The sequence below is a fragment of the Xanthomonas sp. WHRI 1810A genome, from assembly GCF_040202885.1.
GTDB lineage: Bacteria > Pseudomonadota > Gammaproteobacteria > Pseudomonadales > Pseudomonadaceae > Aquipseudomonas.
In genome coordinates this window covers 509,225-527,319 of record NZ_JBEGED010000001.1, presented here as the reverse complement: position 1 = coordinate 527,319, position 18,095 = coordinate 509,225, and the positions used below count along the sequence as shown (strand labels likewise).

The following is an 18,095-nucleotide window of genomic DNA, read 5'->3' as shown; positions in this document are numbered from 1 at the left end:
CAGATCGCGGGCAAGCCACGCTCCCACGCCCTCCGGGCAGAAGCAGATCCGCGTGCCCCCAGGCTTTTGATTCTGGCCGCAGGCCTGTAGGAGCGCGCTTGCCCGCGAAGGCGTTGGTTCGGGCGCCAGAGATGCGGGGGCTGTAACGACCTCTTCGCGAGCAAGCTCCCTCCCACGCCTTTCGGCAGAAGCGGATCGGCTTCGCGCGCCGCCCCTTCAAAACTGTACGCAATCACCGCGAAACTTGTGTTCCGTTCTGTTCTCGAACAGGATGCTTTCTTTGCGCTATGCGCTGTTACACCTCCTGCCCCCACGAGAATCCCATGACGACCAAGGCGCCAACGGCGAGCGACACCTCCCATCATCCCATCCCCCACCATGACCTTGATGAACTGCTGATCGACTGCGAAGCGGACGACGATCAGGTACAGCGGGCGCAGCCGGTGTTGAAACGTCCCTGGCTGCTGTTGGTGGGGCTGGTGTTCGTGGCGTTGAACCTGCGCCCGGCCTTGTCGAGCATGGCGCCGCTGCTCAGTGATGTGTCCAGCGGACTCGGGTTGTCGGCCGCCGAGGCCGGTCTGCTGACGACGTTGCCAGTGTTGTGCCTGGGACTGTTTGCGCCACTGGCGCCGATGCTGGCTCGCCGTTTTGGCAGTGAGCGGGTGGTCTTCGGGATTCTGCTGATGCTGGCAGGCGGCATCGTCCTGCGCAGCCTGTTCGGCGAAGTCGGGCTCTTCGCCGGCAGCCTCGTGGCCGGCGCCAGCATCGGCATCATCGGTGTGCTGCTGCCCGGCATCGTCAAGCGCGACTTCGCTCAGCAGGCCGGGGCGATGACCGGCGTCTACACCATGGCGCTGTGTCTCGGGGCGGCGGTGGCAGCGGGGGCGACGGTGCCCTTGAGCCATGCGCTGGGTGACAGCTGGCAGTGGGGGCTCGGGTTCTGGATCGTGCCTGCGGTCCTGGCCGCGGTGATCTGGTTTCCTCACGCGCGGCAGGGGCACGGTGCGCACCCGGTGTCTTACCGGGTGCGCGGACTATTCCGCGATCGGCTGGCCTGGCAGGTCACGCTGTACATGGGCCTGCAATCGTCACTGGCCTACATCGTCTTCGGCTGGTTGCCGTCGATCCTCATCGGTCGCGGCCTGACGCCGGTCGATGCCGGGTTGCTCCTGTCCGGCTCGATCCTGATTCAGCTCATCACCTCGCTGAGCACCCCCTGGCTCGCCACCCGCGGCAAGGATCAACGGCTGGCGATTGTGATCGTCATGGCATTAACCCTCACCGGTCTGTTCGGCTGCCTGTACGCCCCGCTGGACGGATTGTGGGGTTGGGCCATCGTGCTGGGGCTGGGGCAGGGCGGTACGTTCAGCCTGGCGTTGACCCTGATCGTGCTGCGCTCGCGTGATGCCCACGTCGCGGCCAACCTGTCGAGCATGGCCCAGGGCGTCGGCTACACGCTGGCGTCCATGGGGCCCTTCGCTGTGGGGATCGTCCATGATGTGACCGGCGGCTGGGGCGCGGTGGGCTGGATATTCGCGGTCATTGGTATCGCTGCGACGGTGGCCGGCCTGGGCGCCGGTCGCGCCCGCTACGTGCAGGTCACCAGCGAGAAAGTCTGAGTGGGGTGATTCGTCTGGCGAATGCCTTTGGCAATGGGTCCATTGGCGCTTATTGTGCGGTTTCTGATCCGCTGACCCCATGGACGTGACCGCGCATGAGCGAAACCACACACAGTGACGAAAACGCCGACCTGATCACCCGCTTCTACGAAGCCTTCAACCAACTGGACGCCGAAACGATGGCGGCCTGCTACACCGACGATGTGCTCTTCAGCGACCCGGTGTTCGGCGAGCTGCGAGGTCGCGACGCGGGCGACATGTGGCGCATGCTGACCTCCCGCGCCAAGGCGTTCTCTCTGGTGTTCGATCAGGTGCATGCCGATGCCTGGACGGGCAGTGCCCATTGGGTAGCGACGTACCTGTTCACCCAGACCGGACGCACCGTGATCAACGACATACAGGCGCGCTTCGTGTTTCGTGACGGCAAGATCTGCGAACACCATGATCAGTTCGATCTCTGGCGCTGGTCGCGTCAGGCGCTCGGGGCCAAGGGCGCTCTGCTGGGCTGGACACCCATGGTGCAGAACGCCATCCGTGCGCAGGCCCATAAAGGGCTCAAGGCATTCAAGGCCGCTCGGTGAGCGCATTATCTATTTATGCCTTTAGCGCGGCCGGGTCTGTGTAACGTCAATTCCTTATTCGTTAGCGATAAGGAAATTGCGCTATGCCCGTTACACCCTACATCCCTGCACAGACCGCGTTGCCTTCGACGTTCGATCAGCTAACGCAGCAGTTTGCGGATGACCCCATTCTCGGTGTGATTCACAAACACCTGCCTGCTGCCTTCATTGACGCCACGCCCCAAGAACGTGCCGCCTACCGACGCTCGCTGCAGGACAGCCGCCACGCCCGCGCCGAGCTCAGGGCGCTGCTCAAACCCCTCAAAAGCCTGACCGATTTTGCCGAACCGCTGTTGCGTCAGGCGCTCGATACCCGCTTCGGACCAGGCTTGAACCCCAAGACCGACCGACTGTTTCACCCGACCCTCAAACCCAGCGGCGCCACGGGCCCGGCGACCCGATTTACCTTGCTGGAAGCCGCCCTGCACAACTTCGAGCGCAAGGAGTCGGCTGCTGGTGGCTTTCTGAAATCGGCTGCGGTTCTCAACAGCGAGGGTCTGACGCATCCGAAAAACATCGCGCCGGAACAGTTCGCCGATGTCTGCCGTCACCTGAATATCGGTCGGAAATATCAGGACCATCTGCAGGAGGTACTGGAGCCAGACGACGCGCCCGGTACTGCCTCAACCGTCGTGCGCGACAATGCCCGCGCGGCATTCATTGCCAACGATCTGGCTGACATGGCGCTGTATGCCCAAGCGGCCTATCTGCGCAAACACATCGGCAAGGATGCCCTCGACGCTGTACTGGCCATCGCATCACGGCGCCCCGATCCGCAGTTCGGCGATCTGCCGATCATGTTCGAAGCGCTGACGCTGTTCGGTGTCGAGATTCCGCGCGTGGTCATCATCAAGCCGCAGGCGACCTGGACGTTCACTCAAGTGCCGCTGCTGCTGTACATCCCGCAGGACCCGATCAGCCCGTTCAAAACGTTCGCTTCGCTGACCGAACTGGAAAACGACCTGCGCAGCCGACTGTTGAGCCAGGGCTATCAAAAGTTTTTCGCGCAACTGATCGGTGAGCGTAACCGGGCGCCTTTTTTCAACCGGCTGAACCGGCGTCTGTACCCGTTGAGTGCCGTGGATGGTCGATGGTTTGCCGCCGGGCTGCGACACCGGCCGGCCGATCCCAAGGCCGATCTTGAAGTGGGCACCACACCGATCTACGTCGAACTGACAGGCCGCATGTACCAACAGCAGATGGACCTGATCAAGGACAACGCGCGCTTTCTGGCGGTGCCGACCGAAGACGAAGACGAAAAAACCCGACGCGAGCGCTTGCAGCCGTGGATCGACCTTGAGCTGAATCTGTTCATGATGGCCGCGTCGTTCGTGCCAGTGCTCGGACAGATGCTGATGGTGTACGCGGCTGTGGAGCTGGTCAGCGAGGTGTACCTGGGTGTGGCCGATCTGAGCCACGGCGACTTCGATCAGGCGTTTGACCATCTGGACGGTGTGGCCGCGAACATCGCGTTCATGGCGTTATTGGGCTCGGCGGCCGCTGGCGCCGAAGTGCCTGAACCCCCAGCGATACCGGGCAATCGGTTCGCCGGCGAAATCATGCCGATCCAGTTGCGGAACGGGCAGGCTCGGCTGTGGAAGCCGGACCTTGCGCCGTTCGCCTCCAGCCATGTCCTGCCCGAAGGCCTGATGCCCACAGTCGAGGGCGTGGTCGAGCATGACGGCAAACACTACATCGCCCTGGATGGGCAGCGTTACGAGGTGCAACGAGACCCGGCCCTGGACAAGTGGACCCTCAAACACCCCCATGACGACCACCCGTTCGCCCCGGCGCTTGAGCACAACGGCGTAGGCGCTTTCCGTGTCGAGGGCGAGTTGCCGGAGCAGTGGGCGCAGGACAAACTGTTCCGCCGGCTTGGGCATTCGGTCTCTGGCCTGTCGGAATCCCGCGCCGAGCACATTTTGAGCGTGACCGGTGTCGACACGGGGCTGCTGCGCCAGATGCACGGGGACAGCGGCGCCCCGCCGGGGCAACTGCGCGACACGATCAAACGCTTTCAGCTGGACGCGACGCTCGAGTATTGGGACGAGGCGGCCGCAGGTTCACGGGCTCAAGCCTTCGAGCAGTTGTACGCGGCCAGTGAACAGTCAACGGACCCGGCAGTGTTGCTGATCCGTCGTGATTTCCCGCTGTTGCCCACGGCAGTAGCCGATGAGCTGCTGGTCACCCTGACCGCTGCGGAAAAACAGCAGATGCTCGACAGCGGGCGCGTCCCACTGCGGGTCGGCGAAGCGGCGGCCTGGCAGCAGAGACAGACGCGGCTCAATCGTGCGTTCGAGGGTTTCTATCTCGACAACGTCGCAAGTCTCGATACGGAAATTCTGGGCCTGCATCTGCTGGAAACCCTGCCCGGCTGGACGGATCAGGTGCGCCTTGAGGTGCGCAAGGATTCACCCTGGGGCCCCTTGCTGGACAGCCTCGGCAGTTCGGAGGCGGCGCACGTCAAGAAGCTGGTCAAGTCCAATGGCCGTTATCAGGCCTTCGATGCCGACAACAATGCCCTCAACAGTGTCCCCAGACAGGGCGACAACCTGTATGACTCGATCCTTCACGCCCTGCCCGACGGACCTCGCCGCGCGTTGGGGTTCCCGCATGTAGCCCAAGGCCCCGAGCTCAAGGCTGCGTTGGCCAACGGTGCGATGGCTGATCGCGCTCAGGCGTCGAAGCTTCTGGGCATGCGCGAAACGCCCTTGAAGTTCAACCTGCCCAGGCAGTTGAGCCAGGGCCGTGTGGGGTATGCCCTGAGCGGCAGAGGCCAGTTGCCGGGGTTTGTGAACGAAGATCACTTGCTGTGGCGGATCGGTTCGCTGGCGCTGGAAGACGTCACCGCGCAAGACGTGCTCACCGCTCTGCGCATTGAAGGGCTGTCCAACGCCGACATCAACGCCCGACTCGACGTATTACAGGACGAGCGCCAGGCGCTGCGCGCCGCGCTGGACCAATGGACGCTGCGATCGGCCGAACTGTTGAACCCGGACGCCGCCCGACTGGAGAGCCGCACCCGTATCGGCCAGGCCATCCAGCAGCACTGGCAGGTGCGCAGCATCCCAGGGCCCTCGCAAGCCGCAGTGTTGCGCCTGGAAATGGTCCAGCTCAGAGACTTCCCGCTGCAACTGCCGTCTTTTTTCTATGCCAGTGTCCAGCGCCTGGAGATGCTTGATGTCGCGAGCACGGCAGGTGAACCCAGCGCCTGGGCCGTGGGCACGGCGGGGGGCACCGACGTGCTCGAAACGTTTCTTGGGCGCTTTACCCGACTCAGGGCGCTTGAAATCAGTCGCAGTCCCAACTCGGGTCTGAACCTTACCCGGATGAGTGATTTACCCCGCATCGTTACCACTCAGCTGCCGGGTTTGCGATCACTGAGCCTGATCCGTCAGGGGTTGGAGCTTAACGCTGAAACGCTGAACCGTTTCGCAAGCCTGCCAGAGCTTGAGCGTCTGGATCTCAGCGGCAACCACCATCTGGCGTCAATTGCCCCAGGCGCGGTGCAGTTGGACCTTGAGCGGCTCGGCCTCGACAGTCTGGGCCTGAGTGACTGGCCGGCCTGGCTGGACGCTCTGGTGCCGGGACGTATCGCCGAGGTTTCACTGGTCGACAATCGCATTGATCAACTGCCGCATCAGTTGTTGCTCGGCGACATGCCTGCTGCCCGTCCATCGGTGATCCGGCTGCTGGGCAATCGTCTTTCGCGCAGCGAAATGATCGAACTGAGCCTGCGCAGTATGACGCCTGGGCGGGCGGTGCTCATCGACCCGGGTTTGCCGCCCATATTGCAACCGGTGGTGCAGCATCTTCTGGGTGAGCAGGCGCAGCTGGAAGCGGCGCTTCGCGACTGGGCCGATGCGTCATCCTCCCGTGCCCCGTTGAGCGAGGAGATGATCGCGATCCGCCGCCGCCTGGGAGCGTCCCTGGTTGATCATTGGCGCGGCAGCGTGGCTGGTCGTGCATCGATGCCGGTGCTGATCGATTCCACCGCGCTGGCTGAATTCCCACGGCTGCTCCCGGACACCTTTTACCGCAACGTCAACAGCCTCGCACTGCGTAACGTTGCCACCGATGCCGCTGAGCTGGACGCGTTTCTGGTGCGTTTCCAGGAGCTGACGTCGCTGGAAATCGACGGCCACGTGACGCCCATGACTACGCTGCCGAACGCCTTGAGCGCGCTGCCGGTCTTGCGCGAACTGGCCCTCACCGACCAGGGCCTGGTCATCGATCAGGCCGCCATGGATTACTTCAGCAGCCTGCCGACCTTGCGCCATCTGGACTTGAGCGGCAATCGGCTGGGTGAGATCAGCACGTCGCCGGTGATGAGGCGACACTGGGATTCCATCACCCTCAATAATGTGGGCATCAGTGCGTGGCCAGAGTGGCTGAGCAGCTTCCTGCCGGGCGGTATCGATGCGCTGTCGCTGACGAACAATCAACTGACGGAACTGCCGGAAGCGCTCCTCAGAAACCGCAGCAACCATGCCGAGCACACGGAGATTTCGCTGGAGGGCAATCCGCTGACCCGGGAGACCCTGATCAGGGCCCACACCAGTGAATACGGGAGTCACAGGTCGTTCAGCTTTTACATGGACCTGCCGCAGGATATCCGTGAGATGCCAGCCGAGCAGGCGTGGTCGTCGTCGGATTCGGACGGCGATACCTTGATGGAAAGTGACTCGGATTCCGACGCCTCGCAACATCAGCACGGCCCCACTGGCAGCGGCGCGCGAATGGGTATCGACCCGTGGCTGGACGGCACACCTGAGGCGTTGGTCGGCTATCGACAGATCTGGGATCAGATTCAGGCAGCCGACGATGCGCCCATGTTGCTGGCGTTGGTCGGTCGCCTTCAGGAAACCGCCGATTACCTGAGGGCTCACGAGGCGCTGGTGCAACGGGTCTGGCACGTACTGGGCGCCGCGGCCGACGACCCGCAACTGCGTCAGTTGCTCAACGCCATGGCCGAAGAAGCGATTGCCAGCCGCACCTGTGGCGATGGCGTACGTCTGGAGTTCAATCAGATGGAAGTCCAGGTGTTCACCCGGGACTCGCTGCGCAACATTGCGGACGCTGAGCGCGGGCCCAGCGTGTATCGGCTGGCGCGCAGGCTGTACCGCCTGGACGAAGTCGATCGCCTGGCCCGGGCCAACAGTGTCGGGCGCGACGAAGCCGAGGTTCGGCTGGCCTATCGTCTGCGTCTGGCCGAAAGCCTGGACCTGCCGCTACCCCCCGCGAGAATGCTGTATCGCACCGCAGCGGCCGTGACGGCGGACGAGCTGCAAACGGTGGAAGCGACGGTGCTGGGCAGCCAGGGCAGCCCCGAGTTTTTGTCGAATCTGCTGGGTCGGGACTTCTGGATCGGCTGGTTGCGGGAGGCCCATGCACCTGAATTGGCCGAACTGCACGCCACCTTCGAAGCCGAAAGGGCACGGGTCGAGGACGAATATCCCGAGCTCGACGACGTGTATTTGGCCCGCATCGCAGCCCTCGACGCGGACCAGAAAGTCCGTGAGCGGGAGCTGCTCAAACAACTGACGTATCAGGAGGGGATCAAGTACGACGATTGATCGTCGTTTCATCACCGCTCACTTGCCCTGTCCGCGGGGCAGGTGATCGGCGGTTTGACAGGCACCCGCAGGGCATCTGTTAGAATCCGCCATCCTTCGATGTGCTGCTGCCCATGCCCGATATTTCCCTCAGCGCCCCTGATGACGCTCCCACGACCCCGGTGCCCAAGACCTGGTTCGTGTACCTGGTGCGCGCCGAAAATGGTGCGTTGTATTGCGGCATCAGCGATGACCCCGAGCGTCGTTTCATTGCCCATCAACGGGGCAAGGGCGCCCGGTTTTTCTGCTCCAGCCCTGCCGTCGCGCTGGTGTACGTCGAGGCGTGCCGCGACAGAAGCGACGCCCTGCGTCAGGAGCGCCTGATCAAAAAACTCAGGAAAAGCGCCAAGGAAATCCTCGCCGCCAGCGCCCCCCGTGCCGCAGTGCCTATCCACGGGCGTGATGAACCGGCATCAGCCTGAGCGGGTAGGCCGCGTTCGCCGACAGGGTTAAGCTGCTGCTTTTCACCCTGTAGGCGTACCGAACCATGTCAGAGCTCGTCCTCCATCATTACCCCAACTCCCTGTTTGCCGAAAAGGCCCGCTTGATGATGGGTTTCAAAGGCCTGTCGTGGCGCTCGGTCACCATTCCTGCGATCATGCCCAAACCCGACCTGACGGCCCTGACCGGTGGCTACCGCAAGACGCCGGTGCTGCAAGTGGGTGCCGATGTCTATTGCGACACCGCCTTGATCGCACGTCGTCTGGAGCAGGAAAAGTCATCGCCCAGCTTTTACCCCGAAGGCCAGGAATTTACCTGCGCGAGCCTTGCTGCGTGGGCCGATTCGGTACTTTTTCTGCACGCGGTAAGTCTCGTGTTTCAGCCCGCGTCGCTGGCCGTACGCTTTGCCAAGGCGCCACCCGAGGTGATGAAAGCCTTCGTGGCCGACCGCACCACGATGTTCACGGGCGGTAACGCCTCCCGGGTGTCGCTCGAACTCGCCCAGCACCAGTGGCCGACATTGATGGGTCGACTGGAAACCCAGCTTGAGCGCAATGGCGACTTCCTGTTCGGCGTGCCGTCGATTGCGGATTTCTCGGTCGCCCACACGTTGTGGTTCCTAAAACAGACACCGGTGACGGCACCCTTGGTGGATGCCTACCCGGCCGTGCTGGCGTGGTATCAGCGGGTCATTGGGTTTGGTCATGGCGTCCCGAGTGAGCTGGGTTCGGCCGATGCGTTGGAAATCGCGCGCCATGCCACGCCCGCGGCTGTTCCGGATGAAGTCTTCGTGGACCCCAACGGCTTTGCGCTCGGTCAGTCAATCAGTGTTTCAGCGGTGGATTACGGCGTTGATCCGGTTCAGGGCGAACTGGTCTTCAGCGGTCGCGAAGAGATCACCGTGCGCCGCGAGGATGAGCGTGCAGGCGTGGTGCATGTGCACTTTCCGCGTTACGGGTTTCAGATCAAGGCTGCGTGATCGGTGTCGGTGACGATTATTTCAACGCCGCCAGAATCGCGTCCTCGCTAAACCCTCTGATCAGCGTGCCGTTCACGTCGATCAGGGGAATCCCGCGTCCGCCCAGCGCTTCATAGGCCTTGCGCCCGGCCGGGTCCTTCTCGATGTCGAACTCGGTGTAGGGGATGCCTTTGCTGTCCAGAAACCGCCGCGTCTGTTTGCAGTAGCCGCACCAGTCGGTGGCGTACAGCGTGACGTTGGCGTTCGCTTGAACCTGCGCCGAAACGCCGGAGGAGGGGTGAACGAAGTTCTCGATCTTGCCCCAGTTCTGGTACACGACCACCACCAGCATGATCAGCAGAAACTTCTTCAGGGTGCGTCTGAACATGCCGGTCGGTCTCTGAGTGTTCGTTGCGAGTATCAGCGGCGCTTGAGCTGATCGGTCAGCTGCGTCGGCAGGCCTTTGATGATCAGTGTGCCTTTCTCTTCGTCGTATTCGATCTTGTCGCCCAGCAGGTGCGCTTCAAAGCTGATGGACAGCCCTTCGGCGCGACCGGTGAAGCGGCGGAACTGGTTGAGGGTGCGCTTATCGGCCGGAATCTCGGGGGACAGGCCGTAGTCCTTGTTGCGGATGTGTTCGTAGAACGCACGCGGGCGGTCTTCATCGATCAGGCCGGACAGCTCTTCAAGCCCCATGGGCTCACCCATTTTGCTCTGGCTGCTGGCGTAATCGACCAGGGTCTTGGTCTTCTCGCGGGCGGAGTCTTCGGGCAGGTCCTCGCTCTCGACGAAGTCGCTGAACGCCTTGAGCAGCGTGCGGGTTTCCCCCGGGCCGTCGACGCCTTCCTGGCAACCGATGAAGTCACGGAAGTATTCGGAAACCTTCTTGCCGTTCTTGCCCTTGATGAACGAGATGTACTGCTTGGAGGCCTTGTTGTTCTGCCACTCGGAGATATTGATGCGGGCGGCGAGGTGCAGTTGACCCAGGTCCAGGTGGCGCGACGGGGTGACGTCCAGCGCCTCGTTGACCGCGACGCCTTCGCTGTGGTGCAGCAGCGCGATGGCCAGGTATTCGGTCATGCCCTGCTGGTAGTGGGCAAACAGCACGTGGCCGCCCACCGACAGGTTCGATTCTTCCATCAGCTTTTGCAGGTGCTCGACGGCCGTGCGACTGAAGGCGGTGAAGTCCTTGCCTTCGTCGAGGTATTCCTTGAGCCAGCCGCTGAACGGATGCGCGCCGGATTCGGCGTGGAACAGGCCCCAGGCTTTACCCTGCTTGGCGTTGTAGCTCTCGTTGAGGTCCGCGAGCATGTTCTCGATGGCCTGGGACTCAGCGAGTTCGGAGTCGCGGGCGTGGAGAACGGCGGGCGTACCGTCAGGTTTCTTGTCGATCAGATGAACGATGGCGTGACGGATCGGCATGGATTTCTCGGCTGCTGAAATGAAACTGAACGGGTGAGCACACGGCTCAGTCGAAAGTCGGCAAGTGTACCGCACCTGTCAGTGGGAAGGCCCGAATCAGGCCGTAAACAATGGTCGGGAGCGGGGTTGGTCTGTTTTTGTGTGATACGGCACGATAAACCTGACCAATTGGGTAGGTAGGGGCGGATATTTGCGTGGCTCTGTGCTAGTTTTGCCCCGTCTTGCGCACTGAAGCGCGCCAAGCATGCAGTATGTGGGGCTTTTGGGCGAACCAAAGGCCGTATTCGGCATCTACATTTCGCGCCTGAACACATGCTGCAAACCATATGAATTTGATAGGGAAGGAACACCACCATGGCTCTGACTAAAGACCAATTGATCGCCGATATCGCAGAAGCAATCGACGCGCCGAAAACCACCGCGCGTAATGCTCTTGAGCAATTGGGCCAAATCGTCGCTGACCAACTGGAAAACGGCGCTGAAATCACGCTGCCAGGCATCGGCAAACTGAAAGTCACCGAGCGTCCAGCGCGCACCGGCCGCAACCCTTCGACTGGCGCTGCCATCGAAATCGCTGCCAAGAAAGTGGTCAAGTTCGTTCCAGCTAAAGTGCTGAGCGACTCGATCAACAAGTAAGCGACAACGCTTGCTGCAGAGGCCGTGCAACGGAGCGATCCGGGCACGGTTTTTTTGTGGGCGGGATTTGCTGATCAGGGCTTAAGCCAACGCTCCGCCCGCCACGCTGCTTGCTGCGCTTTGTCATGAAAGGTCCAGGCGACGAACCGGCTCTGCTTCTGCCCCTGTGACATCTCCACCACCTGGCTCTCAAAGACCCCCGCTTTTTTCAGCGTGCTCTGAATTGCCGGCAGGTTGGAGGCCTTGGACACCAGGGTGCTGAACCACAACACCTGCTGCTGCACCTGAGCGCTCTCGTTGATCAACTGCGTGACAAATCGCGACTCGCCGCCTTCGCACCACAGCTCTGCCGCCTGGCCGCCGAAGTTAAGCACCGGCAGTTTGCGTTTGGGATCCGCCTTGCCCAGGGCGCGCCATTTGCGCTCGCTGCCGCGCAACGCTTCTTCAGCCGACGCGTGGAAGGGCGGGTTACACAGGCTGATGTCGAACCGCTCTTCCTTGTCCAGTACGTCCAGCAGAATCAGCTTGCGATTGCCTTGCAGACGCAGGCTGACGGATTTGCCGAGGTTGTTGGACGTGATGATCGCTGTCGCTGCGGCCACCGCCACCTTGTCGATGTCGGTGCCCACGAACCGCCAGTTGTATTCGCTGTGGCCAATCAACGGGTACACGCAGTTGGCGCCGGTGCCGACGTCCAGCGCCGTGACCGACGCCCCACGGGGGATGATGCCGTCATTGTGATCAGCCAGCAGGTCAGCGAGAAAATGCAGGTAATCCGCACGTCCGGGGATCGGCGGGCACAGGTAATCCGCTGGAATGTCCCAGTGCGCAATGCCGTAGAAGGATTTCAACAGCGCCCGGTTGAACACGCGAACCGCCGCCGGGTTGGCGAAGTCGATGCTCTCCTTGCCGTACGGATTGATCACCACGAACTTGCCCAGCTCCGGGCTGCTTTTGATCAGCTTGGGAAAGTCGTAATGGCCCTGATGGCGATTGCGCGGTGCAGGCTGGCCTTTTCCCGGGGCGCGGCGGGGGACGCCGGTTGTGCGGGGTTGGGCTTTTTGCGGGGTAGTTTTGGATGGCGGGGGGTGGTCATTGCGAATTCGATTCTCGTGACGGGCATCGACCCCTGTAGGAGCGCGCTTGCCCGCGATGACGTCGGATTTGCACCACCATTCTGTCTTCAGATTGGTGGTGCCAGGGCTGGCCTCATCGCGGGCAAGCGCGCTCCTACAAAGATTGGCGTAGCGTTACAAACTGGCAATCCGCGCGTGTTGCTCGGCCAGTTTGCCCAGCGCCTGTTCGGCTTCGGTCATCTTGGCGCGTTCCTTGGCGATGACTTCCGGCGGGGCCTTGTCGACGAACGCGGCATTGGACAGCTTGCCGCCCACGCGCTGGACTTCGCCCTGCAAGCGCAGGATTTCCTTGTCCAGACGCGCCAGTTCGGCGGCTTTGTCGATCAGCCCCGCCATCGGCACCAGCACTTCCATCTCGCCCACCAGTGCAGTGGCCGACAGTGGTGCTTCGGCGCCGTCTGCCAGTACGGTCATGGCTTCCAGCTTGGCGAGCTTCTTGAGCAGCGCGTCGTTTTCAGTCAGGCGACGCTGGTCTTCGGCGGAAACGTTTTTCAGGAACAAGGTCAGCGGCTTGCCCGGGCCGATGTTCATTTCGCCCCGGATATTGCGCACGCCCAGCATCAGCCCCTTGAGCCACTCGATGTCGTCTTCGGCGCCTTGATCGATGCGCGTCTCGTTGGCCACCGGCCACGGTTGCAGCATGACCGTCTTGCCGGTCACACCGGCCAGCGGCGCCAGGCGCTGCCAGATTTCTTCGGTGATGAACGGCATGAACGGGTGGGCGAGACGCAGTGCGACTTCCAGCACCCGAACCAGCGTGCGACGCGTGCCACGTTGACGCTCGACCGGCGCGTTTTCGTCCCACAGCACCGGCTTGGACAGCTCCAGGTACCAGTCGCAATACTGGTTCCAGATGAACTCGTAAAGCGCCTGAGCAGCGAGGTCGAAGCGGAACTGATCCAGCTGGCGCGTGACTTCGGCTTCGGTGCGTTGCAGCTGCGAGATGATCCAGCGATCAGGCAGGGTCAGCTCGAAGGCTTCGCCGTTCTGGCCGCAATCTTCGCCCTTGTCCAGCACGTAGCGCGCGGCGTTCCAGATCTTGTTGCAGAAGTTGCGATAGCCTTCGACCCGGCCCATGTCGAACTTGATGTCGCGGCCGGTGGACGCCAGCGAGCAGAACGTGAAGCGCAGGGCATCGGTGCCGTAGCTGGCGATGCCGTCGGCGAATTCGTCGCGGGTCTGTTTCTCGATCTTCTTCGCAAGCTTGGGCTGCATCAGGCCGGAGGTGCGCTTGGCGACCAGATCTTCCAGCTCGATGCCGTCGATGATGTCCAGCGGGTCAAGCACGTTGCCCTTGGATTTGGACATCTTCTGGCCCTGGCCATCGCGGACCAGGCCGTGGACATACACCGTCTTGAACGGCACTTGTGGCGTGCCGTCTTCGTTCTTCACCAGGTGCATGGTCAGCATGATCATCCGGGCGACCCAGAAGAAAATGATGTCGAAACCGGTGACCAGCACGTCGGTGGAGTGGAAGGTTTCCAGCGCCTTGGTCTTTTCCGGCCAACCCAGGGTGGAGAACGTCCACAGCCCGGAGCTGAACCAGGTATCGAGCACGTCGTTGTCCTGCTGCAGGGCAACGTCAGGACCGAGGTTGTGCTTGGCGCGCACCTCGGCTTCGTCGCGTCCTACATAGACCTTTCCGGATTCGTCGTACCAGGCCGGAATGCGATGGCCCCACCAGAGCTGGCGGCTGATGCACCAGTCCTGGATGTCGCGCATCCACGAGAAGTACATGTTTTCGTACTGCTTGGGCACGAACGCAATGCGACCGTCTTCAACGGCGGCAATCGCAGGTTCGGCCAGCGGCTTGGTGGACACGTACCACTGGTCTGTCAGCCATGGCTCGATGATCGTGCCGGAGCGGTCGCCTTTCGGGACCTTCAGGGCGTGGTCGTCGACGCTGACCAGCAGGCCCAGCTCATCGAACGCGGCGACGATCTGCTTGCGTGCTTCAAAGCGATCAAGCCCGGCGTACTGGGCGGGCAGGGTACCGTCGACGGTGTCGTTCAGCGTGCCGTCGAGGTTGAATACCTGAGCGGCGGGCAATACGGAGGCGTTCTTGTCGAAAATGTTCAGCAGCGGCAGGTTGTGACGCTTGCCGACTTCGTAGTCGTTGAAGTCGTGAGCCGGGGTGATTTTCACGCAGCCGGTGCCGAATTCAGGGTCGCAGTAATCGTCCGCGATGATCGGGATGCGGCGGCCCACCAGTGGCAGTTCGACGAAGGTGCCGATTAGCGCCTGATAGCGCTCGTCGTTCGGGTTCACGGCCACGGCCGCGTCACCGAGCATGGTTTCCGGGCGGGTGGTGGCAACGATCAGGTAATCCAGGCCATCAGCGGTTTTCGCGCCGTCAGCCAGTGGATAACGCAGGTTCCACAGGTGGCCCTTCTCGTCGTGGTTTTCGACTTCAAGATCGGAAATCGCGGTGTGCAGCTTGGTGTCCCAGTTCACCAGGCGCTTGCCGCGGTAGATCAGGCCGTCTTCATGCAGCCGCACGAAGGCTTCTTTGACCGCCTCGGACAAGCCGTCGTCCATGGTGAAGCGCTCGCGGCTCCAGTCCACCGACGAACCCAGACGGCGGATCTGACGGCTGATGTTGCCGCCGGACTGATCCTTCCATTCCCAGATTTTTTCAAGAAATTTGTCGCGACCCAGGTCATGACGGTTCAAGCCTTGCGCTTCGATCTGACGCTCTACCAGCATCTGCGTGGCGATACCGGCGTGGTCGGTGCCCGGCTGCCAGAGGGTGTTGCGGCCCTGCATGCGGCGGAAACGGATCAGGGCGTCCATGATCGCGTTGTTGAAGCCGTGACCCATGTGCAGGCTGCCGGTGACGTTCGGCGGCGGGATCATGATGGTGTACGAGTCGCCCGCGCCTTGCGGAGCGAAATAATTTTCAGACTCCCAGGTCTGGTACCAGGAAGTTTCGATGGCGTGCGGCTGGTAGGTCTTGTCCATGCGGGGCGGGAACCTGATTGGGCTTAATTCGGGAAAGCCGGCAAGTATAACGGCAGGGCTGGCTGCAAGCCACCGGCGACGGGCTGTAGGCTACGGGCGGTGCTTGCAGGGAATGAAGGCGGTGAAACCGGACGTGCGAGGTGCGCAATACCCTGTAGGAGCGCGCTTGCCCGCGATTGCGTCGTGTCAGGCGAATGACAGGTAACTGACACACCGCGTTCGCGGGCAAGCGCGCTCCTACAGAACAGTGGGGTCAGCCTTGATACTGGCTCAACAACCGCTCCATCCGGGCATCCAGACGGCGTTTGATTTCGTTTTCTATGTGCGGGGCGAAGTCGTCGATCACGTCTTGCATGATCAACTGCGCCGCTGCACGCAACTCATTGTCCAGGTGCAGCAAAGCATCGGGATTCGGAGCGGCCGCAGGTTCCGGCGTTTCGGGCTCTGCCGCGAACAGGGTCGGGGCAGGCTCAGGCGTCAGGGTCGGAATGTCTGCGTCGTCAAACTCGGGCGCATCGGTCGGCAGCGGTTTGCCGCTCACGACATCGAACAACAGAGGGATCTGACCTTCGTCGGCGATCGTATCGGTCAGCAGGGGCGGATGCGCGGAATCATCGCCCAGCAGCTGGCGGATCGACTCCAGGTCATCCAGTAAATCGTGGGGCGCTTTCAGGTTTTTCGAAGTGTCCATCATGTGCTCAAAGACGCTGCAGTCGGTGATCTTGCAGAGGATAGCCGTGTTCACGGTAGAAGCGAAAACTCTCCCGTGCGGCTGATTTAATGGCCGGATCTTCCACCACGATTTCCGCCACGCGAGCAAAGCGCTTGAAGAAGTCGGGAATGCGCAGGTCAAGGTTGACCAGCAGATCCTGATGCTGACCGGGATCATCTCCCAGCCCCAGGGCAACCGGCGCGTCGGTGTCTTCTTCGGCGTCGCCATGGGGGACGAACGTTTCACCCTTGAATCGCCACAGGCGGGCGTCGAGGTCCTCGCGCTGGTTCGCGTCACTGCAATGCAGATAAACGCGATGCCCCAGCCGCCAGGCCTTGTCCGTCAGCTTGCAGGCGAAATCCAGCCGCGCGTTCGGGTCGGCGCTGGGCAGGATGTAGAAGTCAACTTGGGTCATGAAAGCTCCAGAGCGCGAAACGTGCCGGGTGAGGGCACGTTTCGCGTTGGCTCAGGCGCCTGCGCGGTCGAGCAGGTATTGGGTCAGCAATGGGACGGGACGGCCAGTGGCGCCCTTGTCCTTGCCGCCGCTCAGCCATGCAGTGCCGGCGATGTCCAGGTGCGCCCACTCGTAAGCCTTGGTGAAGCGCGACAGGAAGCAGGCCGCTGTGATGGTGCCGCCTTTCGGGCCGCCGATGTTGGCGATGTCGGCAAACGGGCTGTCCAGCTGCTCTTGATACTCGTCGAACAACGGCAACTGCCACGCACGGTCGTCGGCGCGTTTGCCGGCGTCCAGCAGTTGATGGATCAAACCATCGTTGTTGCCCAGCAGCCCGGAGGTATGACCGCCCAGCGCCACGACGCAAGCGCCGGTCAGGGTCGCGATGTCGATCACCGCCTGCGGCTTGAAACGTTCGGCGTAAGTCAGCGCGTCACACAGCACCAGACGGCCTTCGGCGTCGGTGTTGAGGATTTCAACGGTCTGGCCGCTCATGGTCTTGACGATATCGCCCGGACGGGTCGACGTGCCGCTTGGCATGTTCTCGGCGCACGCCAGAATGCACACCAGGTTGATCGGCAGTTGCAGCTCGAGGACGGCGCGCAAAGTGCCGAACACACTGGCAGCGCCGCACATGTCGAACTTCATCTCATCCATGCCGGCCGCAGGCTTGATGCTGATGCCGCCGGTGTCGAAGGTGATGCCTTTACCGACCAGCACGAACGGCTTGTCGGCTTTCTTGCCGCCGGCGTAGTTCATGACGATCAGGCGCGGCGGTTGTGCGCTGCCCTGAGCCACGGCCAGGAACGAGCCCATGCCCAGATCGGCGATTTTCTTCTCGTCCAGGACATCAACTTTCAAGCCTTTGAATTGCTTGCCCAGCGCTTTGGCTTCTTCGCCCAGATAAGTCGGGTGGCACAGGTTCGGCGGCATGTTGCCCAGATCGCGTGTGAACGCCATGCCTTTGGCGATGGCCTGGGCGTGGCTGGCGGCGCGTTCGACGTCGGCGACGTTGACCTTGTCGGTCAGCAGCGTGACTTTCTTCAGGGCGCGCGGGTCGGCTTTCTGGCTCTTGAAGCGATCGAACACGTATTCGCCGTCAGCCAGGGTTTCGACCAGCAGACGGTTCTTGCCGTAGGTGTCGCGGTTTTTGACGATCAGGTGATCCAGCGCGAAGGTGGCGTCAGTGCCGCCCAGGCCTTTAAGGGTCGACAGCACCCCGCCGATGACTTTGCGGAATTGACGGTCGGTCAGTTCAGCTTCTTTACCGGTGCCCACCAGCAGCACGCGTTCGGCTTTCAGGTTCGGCAGGCTGTGCAGCAGCAGGCTTTGACCGACTTTGCCGGCCAGGTCGCCGCGCTTGAGCACAGCGCTGATTACGCCACCGCTGAGGGTATCGACATTGCTTGCGGCATCGCTGAGCGCGCGACCTTCGCCAACGGCCACCACCAGGGTGGCGGTTTTCAAGGTTTCTGGGCTGACGCTTTTAACAACCAATTCCATGTCGGGGTCCCCGAATAA

Annotated in this window: 13 protein-coding genes; 6 read left to right on the top strand and 7 right to left on the bottom strand. The window is 62.1% G+C overall.

Annotated features, from left to right (window positions below; translation table 11 throughout):
* Nucleotides 1–323: 323 nt before the first annotated feature.
* The 5 genes from ABQX22_RS02365 to ABQX22_RS02345 all read left to right on the top strand — a co-directional run bounded on the left by ABQX22_RS02365 (nt 324) and on the right by ABQX22_RS02345 (nt 9,274).
* A complete protein-coding gene (locus ABQX22_RS02365; RefSeq protein WP_349796096.1) occupies nt 324–1,619 on the top strand; it encodes a CynX/NimT family MFS transporter in 1,296 nt (431 codons plus the stop codon).
* A 95-nt stretch (nt 1,620–1,714) separates the two neighbouring features.
* The gene (locus ABQX22_RS02360) at nt 1,715–2,200 is read left to right on the top strand and encodes a nuclear transport factor 2 family protein (RefSeq protein WP_349796094.1); all 486 of its coding nucleotides are present in this window, start codon (nt 1,715–1,717) and stop codon (nt 2,198–2,200) included.
* Nucleotides 2,201–2,283: 83 nt separating this feature from the next.
* Entirely contained in the window at nt 2,284–7,815 is a 5,532-nt protein-coding gene (locus ABQX22_RS02355; RefSeq protein WP_349796092.1) for an NEL-type E3 ubiquitin ligase domain-containing protein, read from the top strand.
* Nucleotides 7,816–7,928: 113 nt separating this feature from the next.
* Complete coding sequence (locus ABQX22_RS02350) at nt 7,929–8,276, top strand: GIY-YIG nuclease family protein (RefSeq protein WP_349796090.1); 348 nt, start codon at nt 7,929–7,931, stop codon at nt 8,274–8,276.
* A gap of 65 nt (nt 8,277–8,341) precedes the next feature.
* Nucleotides 8,342–9,274 (top strand): glutathione S-transferase family protein, encoded by a 933-nt coding sequence (locus tag ABQX22_RS02345; protein WP_349796088.1) that lies wholly within the window; start codon nt 8,342–8,344, stop codon nt 9,272–9,274.
* Between the two features lie 16 nt (nt 9,275–9,290).
* Here ABQX22_RS02345 and ABQX22_RS02340 read toward each other — a convergent pair whose 3' ends face one another.
* Together ABQX22_RS02340 and yejK are read right to left on the bottom strand one after the other, a co-directional pair.
* Nucleotides 9,291–9,641: a glutaredoxin family protein gene (locus ABQX22_RS02340; RefSeq protein WP_349796086.1), complete on the bottom strand. Its 351-nt coding sequence runs from the start codon at nt 9,639–9,641 to the stop codon at nt 9,291–9,293.
* A 32-nt stretch (nt 9,642–9,673) separates the two neighbouring features.
* Nucleotides 9,674–10,675 carry a nucleoid-associated protein YejK gene (gene yejK, locus ABQX22_RS02335; protein WP_349796084.1) on the bottom strand — a complete coding sequence of 334 codons (1,002 nt, stop codon included), beginning with the start codon at nt 10,673–10,675 and terminating at the stop codon, nt 9,674–9,676.
* Nucleotides 10,676–11,029: 354 nt separating this feature from the next.
* Between yejK and ABQX22_RS02330 the strand changes: the two genes are divergently transcribed.
* The gene (locus tag ABQX22_RS02330; protein ID WP_349796082.1) at nt 11,030–11,311 is read left to right on the top strand and encodes an HU family DNA-binding protein; all 282 of its coding nucleotides are present in this window, start codon (nt 11,030–11,032) and stop codon (nt 11,309–11,311) included.
* Between the two features lie 74 nt (nt 11,312–11,385).
* On the opposite strand, the gene rlmF is transcribed toward ABQX22_RS02330, so the two are convergent.
* The 5 genes from rlmF to ABQX22_RS02305 form a co-directional block, all read right to left on the bottom strand.
* On the bottom strand, nt 11,386–12,414 hold the full coding sequence (gene rlmF / locus ABQX22_RS02325; protein ID WP_349796434.1) for a 23S rRNA (adenine(1618)-N(6))-methyltransferase RlmF: 1,029 nt from the start codon (nt 12,412–12,414) through the stop codon (nt 11,386–11,388).
* A gap of 147 nt (nt 12,415–12,561) precedes the next feature.
* On the bottom strand, nt 12,562–15,408 hold the full coding sequence (locus ABQX22_RS02320) for a valine--tRNA ligase (protein ID WP_349796080.1): 2,847 nt from the start codon (nt 15,406–15,408) through the stop codon (nt 12,562–12,564).
* A gap of 253 nt (nt 15,409–15,661) precedes the next feature.
* Nucleotides 15,662–16,099, bottom strand: a complete 438-nt coding sequence (locus tag ABQX22_RS02315) for a DNA polymerase III subunit chi (RefSeq protein ID WP_349796078.1) — start codon at nt 16,097–16,099, stop codon at nt 15,662–15,664.
* Between the two features lie 7 nt (nt 16,100–16,106).
* The gene (locus ABQX22_RS02310; protein ID WP_349796076.1) at nt 16,107–16,535 is read right to left on the bottom strand and encodes a DNA polymerase III subunit chi; all 429 of its coding nucleotides are present in this window, start codon (nt 16,533–16,535) and stop codon (nt 16,107–16,109) included.
* Nucleotides 16,536–16,586: 51 nt separating this feature from the next.
* A complete protein-coding gene (locus tag ABQX22_RS02305) occupies nt 16,587–18,077 on the bottom strand; it encodes a leucyl aminopeptidase (RefSeq protein WP_349796074.1) in 1,491 nt (496 codons plus the stop codon).
* Nucleotides 18,078–18,095: the final 18 nt, after the last annotated feature.